Origin of the sequence: Saccharopolyspora sp. 6M (genome assembly GCF_020176775.1) — a bacterium.
Lineage (GTDB): Bacteria > Actinomycetota > Actinomycetes > Mycobacteriales > Pseudonocardiaceae > Saccharopolyspora_C > Saccharopolyspora_C gregorii.
Genome location: NZ_JAIUJZ010000291.1, coordinates 1 through 6,623, shown reverse-complemented (window position 1 = coordinate 6,623; position 6,623 = coordinate 1). Strand labels below are relative to the sequence as shown.

Annotated in this window: 4 protein-coding genes, 1 pseudogene and 2 CRISPR repeat arrays; of the genes and pseudogenes, 3 read left to right on the top strand and 2 right to left on the bottom strand. The window is 65.2% G+C overall.

Annotated elements, in window-relative coordinates; genetic code table 11:
- Positions 1 to 323: 323 nt before the first annotated feature.
- Positions 324 to 815: direct repeats of the CRISPR family, unit length 37 nt; unit sequence CCTGCGGCTCCCTCCGGGAACCGCCCTTCATCGAGGC.
- 302 nt (positions 816 to 1,117) lie between these two features.
- Both cas1 and cas2 read left to right on the top strand, forming a co-directional pair.
- The gene (gene cas1, locus LCD31_RS27740; protein WP_224962959.1) at positions 1,118 to 2,728 is read left to right on the top strand and encodes a CRISPR-associated endonuclease Cas1; all 1,611 of its coding nucleotides are present in this window, start codon (positions 1,118 to 1,120) and stop codon (positions 2,726 to 2,728) included.
- Complete coding sequence (gene cas2, locus LCD31_RS27735; protein ID WP_224962956.1) at positions 2,725 to 3,024, top strand: CRISPR-associated endonuclease Cas2; 300 nt, start codon at positions 2,725 to 2,727, stop codon at positions 3,022 to 3,024. The genes cas1 and cas2 overlap by 4 nt, the downstream gene beginning before the upstream one ends.
- 187 nt (positions 3,025 to 3,211) lie before the next feature.
- Positions 3,212 to 3,479: direct repeats of the CRISPR family, unit length 37 nt; unit sequence CCTGCGGTTCCCTCCGGGGACCGCCCTTCATCGAGGC.
- Between the two features lie 101 nt (positions 3,480 to 3,580).
- On the opposite strand, the gene LCD31_RS27730 is transcribed toward cas2, so the two are convergent.
- The gene (locus LCD31_RS27730; RefSeq protein ID WP_224962954.1) at positions 3,581 to 4,729 is read right to left on the bottom strand and encodes a hypothetical protein; all 1,149 of its coding nucleotides are present in this window, start codon (positions 4,727 to 4,729) and stop codon (positions 3,581 to 3,583) included.
- A 167-nt stretch (positions 4,730 to 4,896) separates the two neighbouring features.
- Positions 4,897 to 5,052: pseudogene (locus tag LCD31_RS27725) on the bottom strand (RNaseH domain-containing protein); the annotation flags it as partial.
- A gap of 400 nt (positions 5,053 to 5,452) precedes the next feature.
- Here LCD31_RS27725 and LCD31_RS27720 point away from each other — a divergent pair.
- Positions 5,453 to 6,337, top strand: coding sequence for a site-specific integrase (locus LCD31_RS27720; protein ID WP_255623433.1), 885 nt, complete (start codon positions 5,453 to 5,455; stop codon positions 6,335 to 6,337).
- Positions 6,338 to 6,623: the final 286 nt, after the last annotated feature.

Here is a 6,623-nt window from a genome sequence, read left to right as displayed (position 1 = left end):
CACCGCAACCTTCCCCATCCACCGCTACGGCACCGACAAAGCCCCCGAACGCCGCACCCAACACGCCACCCTCCACCCCACCAAGATCCCAACGTCAAGAACCACCGACCGTTGACAGCTCACAACACCCCGTGCTCACTCGCGGCCGCGAAGGCTCCACCACCACACCCGCCACCCACAGACCCTTCGCATCCCATCAATGCAGGTCACGCTGCCAGCGCAGCGCTATACGGGCCTAATATGATCGACAACAACGCGTTCGAAGCCCAGCCTTCGCAGCGAGCGACAAAACCCCAGCGCAGTACCCCCGCCTCAACGACCCTCCTGCGGCTCCCTCCGGGAACCGCCCTTCATCGAGGCCGGGTAGTGAGGACCGGGGTGGTCCGGAGGATGTGAACCTGCGGCTGCCTCCGGGAACCGCCCTTCATCGAGGCTGGGTCCGATCCGAACATGCGCTGGAACCCGATCACGGCACCTGCGGCTCCCTCCGGGAACCGCCCTTCATCGAGGCTAGCCGTCGGTCACCTCGAGGATGGAGGCCGCCGAACCCTGCGGCTCCCTCCGGGAACCGCCCTTCATCGAGGCCCGGAGCTCGTCGAGGTAGCGGCGGGCTCCGGGCACGTCGAGCCTGCGGCTCCCTCCGGGAACCGCCCTTCATCGAGGCCGCGGACGTACCCCCGTGCACCTGCACCCGAACCCGAACCCAGCCTGCGGCTCCCTCCGGGAACCGCCCTTCATCGAGGCCCGCCGCAGCAGTTCCGCAACGTCAAGCTTCAGGACTGCGGCTCTCTCCCGGACGGTTCTTCGTCGAGGCGGATCCGCACCCCGATGCTCAACGAGATGGGGATGGACCCGCGGTTCCAGCCGGGAACCGCCCTTCATCAGGGTTGGGAACGCTTCAGCTTGGCTAGCATCTTGAGGTTCTTCCTGCCGTTCCTTCTGAACGGCCCTTCAGCGGAAGCAGCGATCCATCCTGCTCGCTCGTAGGGCGTCGCGAGTCCCTCCGGGATGTCTTGTGACGTCTTCACGGTGACCTCGTGCTTATCATCGCTGTCGTTGCGTCCCGCCTGTCACAGTGTCGGTCGCTGTTCTCGTCACTGCGGCGCACCCTGCGGGGATGACTGCCGATTCGGGCCGTGGCGAGCCGATCCCGATCAGTCTTGCCGCCCACCACTCCTTTTGCCCGCGCAGGGCGTGGTTGGAGGCGGTCGGTGAGCGCACCGACACTCATCAGGTCGCGGTAGGCCAGGATGAACACGCCGCTACCGACGACGTGGCCGGCACCCGTCCCCAGCATGTGCGGGGGATCGAGGTGGGCCACGACCAGCTCGGCATCATCGGTCGCTGCGATACCGTCGAGTTCGACGATGCCGGTGCAGCGACCGTGCTCGAATACAAGGCCACACCCTTGCGCCGCCGCCCCGAGGTCACCGAGCCCATGCGGATGCAGCTGGCGTTGCAGGTCCTCGCGTTGCAGCAACAGAGCATTACCGTGGTGGGCCAAGCGGTGTTCTTCACCCATCACCAGCAGCGGGTCCCCGTCGCGTTGACCGCCGCCGACTTCGACACCGCACAGGAGCTGGTCAACGCCACCCGGAACACCGTCGAGGCCAGGACCGCCCCGGCACCGCTGGAAGATGATCCGCGCTGCGCGCGGTGCTCTCACATCAGCGTGTGCCTGCCCGACGAACGTGTCCTTGAGCCGGTACATCGCCGCATTGTCGTGGCCGACCCGGACACACAGGTGCTGCACCTGAGTACTCCCGGAATGCTCGCGAGGCTGCGCAGTGGACGCATCATTCTCCAGCACCACGGTGAAAAGGTCGGGGCGGTGCCGCTGGAACGGGTCCAAGCCGTCGTCGTGCACGGCAACGTCGACCTCTCCGGCGGGCTCATCCGGGAACTGCTTTGGCGTTCACTGCCGATCGCGTGGTGCTCTAGTACCGGGCGGGTCATCGGTTCAGCAGGATCGACTTCAAGCCCGAACGCTGATGTTCGCCTGCACCAGCACGTTGCTTCCGGCCACGGCCGTCTCGATCTCGCTCGCGAATTCGTCAGCGCCAAGATCGCGAATCAAGCCACCCTGCTCCGGCGCCACGGCCACGACCGTGCTGCCGTGCACCAACTTCGAGAACTGCAACACCACGCCGATCACGCCGATTCGGTGCCCGGATTGTTCGGACTCGAAGGAGACGCCGCAGCCCGCTACTTTCGCGCCTTCCCGGCCCTGTTCACCACCCTCGACGTGGCGGAAGCGAGTTTCACGACACGGACCCGGCGCCCGGCGACCGACCCGATCAACGCCGCGCTCAACTTCGCTTACGGCTTGCTAAGCACCGAACTGCTGCGGGCCATCACCGCCTGCGGACTGGACCCGCACGCCGGGTTCCTGCACTCGGCCACCCGCAACAAACCCGCACTCGCCCTCGATCTCGGCGAAGAGTTCCGCGCTCCGGTCGCTGACTCCGTCGTCCTCGGCGCGTTCAACAACGGCGAACTTGCCCTCACCGATTTTTATACCGATCCCACCGGCACTGCCGTCCGCCTCACCGAACACGGCAGGAAAAGCCTTATCAGCGCCCATGAACGACGCATGACCGGCCACTTCACCCACCCGCTATTCGGTTACGACGTCACCTGGCGTCGCGCGATCGAGATCCAGGCCCGGCTCGTACTCGGTGTCTTGGACGGCACCCAGCCCCGCTACCGAGGAACCCGAATCCGATGAGCCACGAAACACCGAAACGACACCTCATCGCATACGACATCCCCGACGACCCCCGTCGCACCCGCATCGCGAAAACCCTCGAAACCTACGGAGACCGCGTCCAGTACAGCGTCTTCATCGTCGATCTTCGCCCCGCGAAACTCCTGCGCCTCCGCGCCACCCTGAACACCCTCATCGACCACCACGCCGACTCCGTGCTCATCTGCGACCTCGGCACCCCCACTGACCCGGCCGCCATCGACCAACTCGGACGCCACCGACCACTGACCACCGACAACCCCGCCATCATCATCTAGCCAACGCCTACGCGAAGGCTCCACCACCACACCCTCCACCCACAGAGCCTTCGCGTCCCATCTACGCAGGCCACGTCACCAACACCGCGCGATGAGAACCGGATATGATCCACAACAGCACACTCAAACCGGAGCCTTCGCAACCAGCAACAAAACCCCAGCGCAACACCCCCACCCGAACGACCCTCCTGGGGTTCCCTCCGGGAACCGCCCTTCATCGAGGCTGAGCACGACCACGAGGCAGAGCAGTCCGGCGAGGGGGATGCCTGCGGTTCCCTCCGGGAACCGCCCTTCATCGAGGCGGCGCGCTCAACGGCCTGCGCACGGCCGGGTCCATGCTGGCCGATCCTGCGGTTCCCTCCGGGGACCGCCCTTCATCGAGGCGAACAGGCGATCACCCACGCCGCCGACCGCGCCACCTGCGGCTCCCTCCGGGAACCGCCCTTCATCGAGGCACGATGAGCACGGAGGAGGAGCCGCTCATCTTCTACACTTGCGATTCTCCCGGGAACTGCCCTTCAACTGGTAGTGGCAACAGCCCTAAACACCGCGAGTTCTAGAGCAGTCGATCATGGTGGGCTGTGGCTTCGGTTCGAACAGCGTCGGTGAAGGCATCGTCGAGTTCGGCGTCCCGACGTTCGAACTCTGCGTCGTCCGCGTCGTCACCGAGCTCGCCGTCTCCGGTCACTTCGGCGTACTCGTGGTAGAGCAGCCAGCATCCACGGATCCCATCCAGGAGATCTTCTAGCAGATCTTGTGCCGGGCGCGAGGGGTCCAGCGGGGTCACGCGGTCGGGCATCAGCACGTCCCGTACCTCATCCGCACGGTCTCCGTAATCACGAGCTTGTTGCTCGGCATCGACGATCTGCTGTAGCAGTCCGGCGACGTTCGGGATGCGTCCTTCGGCGACGTCCATCGCATCTCCGATCAGCCCGGTGACGACCTCGCGTGGCTCAGCGCCCGCGTTCAGCAGCTCCAGCACCAGCGAAGGGGTACGCACCGCGATGGCTTCGATGTCGTCTGCCTCGGCGATGACCATGGTCGGACCGGTATCGGCGACCTCGGCGACCACATCCGCAGCAGCCTGTAGCCAGTGAGCCGCTGCCACCGACGCCGCGGTGGGGTCGATCTCGTTGAACAGCCGTGGAGAGCCCAGCGGCTCCTCGTGGAGGAGGGCATTAGCAGCGGCGACTTGCACGGGCGAGGCGTCGGCTCGGGTCAGCTCCACCGCCTGGCGAGCGCGACCGGATAGTTCGCCTCGTTCGGCCAGCTCGATCGCGGCCAACTCCGCCTCAACATCGGCGACGATCCGATCGACAACGCCCTTATCGGCGATCTCGTGGAGTACCCGGCCTAACCGGTGAGCAGATTCGCCCGCCGGGCTGTAAGACTGCAGCATCATTCCGTTGGCGTCCGGCAGGTTGGGTTTCCGCAGAGCAGGAATGACTCCGTCGAATGCTTGGCGCTCCTGTTCGCGTTGCCAGCCTTCACTGTTGAGTTCAAGACTGTCGACGGCGCTGGCGGGACGCGTATAGGTGCGCCACAAGTGCCGTGACAGACCGCTCAACGCGTCAGCGAGGCGAAGACCTTGCTCGGCGGAAAGCTGTTGGGGTAGCTCGGTAGCGGTCTCGGCAACCGCGCCGGTCCCACACGGCCAGGTCGCCACCACCGTGTTGTGGGCTTGATCTAAGGCGTACTGCGTCATGGGTCTATCCTGTCGCACTTCCGTTCTCAAATCAGTTCGCCACGCGTTCGGTGAAGCGATCCTTGGCGATCCGGAAACACCGATCCATGATCAGTGAGGACCCGTCATACACGCTGCCTCAGCCACCGACAGATGCTTGCAACCGCTCCCTATTTGCTGGGGACTGCTCAGGTATACCCCACGTGGTCGTTGTCGTAGGGCTGTTCGTCTCGTTGTGGGTGGTCGCGGTCAGCCCGTTCGGCTAGGTGCAGTGGTGTGGGGTGCCGAGTGCGGTCGTCTCGCGACCCCGCCTGGTGGCACAGTCGTGCGGCGAGGGGCTGCGAGCTGGCGGGTTTCCCATTAGCCGGGGCGGGCTAGTGATCGAACCCGCGTGCGAATTCTCGGTAGCCTTGATCCCTCCATCTCAAGATGACGCGGTCGCCCTGTGTTCAGCAGCGGGAACATCCGGGTGGGAGGAATCTGGGAGGAGTGGTGTGCGCTTAACCGGGCTGTTCTGCACTGGGCTGCTTCGTACGGCTCCCACTCGACCTGGGATTTCTCTGTTTCTACTGGTCAGAGGGGCTGTCGCGCATTCCTTACAAGCAAGGGGTCGCTGGTTCGAACCCAGCTGCGCCCACTCTAGTTTTCTGACCTGCGGAAACGAAGTTCCCGTCCAGGGGTGCTCTGCTTGCACAGCGCACAGCGACCCCTTAATTCCGCCCCACGAGGGAGCAGTGGGACGGCCTGATCCGGGACTACGGCAAGGCGCTGAAGCGCGAGAACAAGTCCCCCAAGACCATCGAGCTGTACGACTCGACGGCGACCCGGTTCGCCGACTGGCTTGCGACGCACGACCGCCTCGGCGACGTCGCTGCGGTCACTCGCGCCGACGTCGGTGACTGGATCACGGAACTGCTGGAGACCCGCAAACCCGCGACCGCCAACGGCCGATTCCGCGCCTTGCAGCAGTGGTTCCACTTCCTGGTCGACGAGGACGAGATCACTGCGTCACCGATGCAGCGGATGAAGCCTCCGCACGTCCCCGAGGTCCCGGTACCAGTGGTTCCGTTGCCGACGGTCAAGGCGCTGTTCAAGCAGTGCGAGGGCAAGGATCTTGCCAGTCGCCGCGACGCAGCGATCATCCGGTTGCTCATCGATACCGGTGGTCGCTCGGCGGAGATCATCGGCCTCAAGGTCGATGACCTCGACTTGGAACAGGACCAGGTGCTCGTGCTCGGCAAGGGCAGTCGGCCCCGGATGTTGCCGATCGGCTCCAACACCTCACTCGCGCTGTCGCGCTACCTCCGTGTACGCAGCCGCGAGAAGTTCGCCGAGTCGCCCCAGCTCTGGCTCGGTGAGAAGAACCGCGGGCCGCTCGCTTCCAACGGCATCAAGATCATGCTCCGCCGCCGTGGCCGGGCACTCGATCCTCCGCTCGCCAACTTGCACGCCCACCAGTTCCGCCCCACCAACGCACACGAGTGGCTCACCGCCGGTGGTGATGAGTCCGACCTGATGCGGCTCATGGGTTGGCGCTCGCCGCAGATGCTGCGCCGCTACGGCGCATCGCTCGCCGACGAGCGCGCCCGGGACGCCCATCGACGGCTTTCCCTCGGCGATCGGATCTAGGTCCGCCCGTGCAGTGGCCGAAAGCCCGTAATGCTCACGAACCCGTTGAGGTTCATCGAGCAGACCTAGGGCGGTCTCTTCGCGACCGCGCCATCTGCGAACCCGAGGTGCGCGCCTTCGGCGGCGCTGCCGGAACGGCCCTCGCGCGCAGCCTGGCATGTGACGTGTCTACTCCGCATAGGCGCGGCAGGCCAGCGATTCGCACTTAGAACTGCTAACAGAAGGTTTGGGTGCGTCGGTGTTGGATGAGGCAGGTGGTGAGTTGGAGGAGGCTGTCGTGGATGTC

What these genes read in the sequence shown, in the direction of transcription:
- cas1 (WP_224962959.1), top strand. Translation starts at nt 1,118, where the DNA reads ATGACTGCCGATTCGGGCCGTGGCGAGCCGATCCCGATCAGTCTTGCC.
- cas2 (WP_224962956.1), top strand. Translation starts at nt 2,725, where the DNA reads ATGAGCCACGAAACACCGAAACGACACCTCATCGCATACGACATCCCC.
- LCD31_RS27730 (WP_224962954.1), bottom strand. Translation starts at nt 4,729, where the DNA reads ATGACGCAGTACGCCTTAGATCAAGCCCACAACACGGTGGTGGCGACC.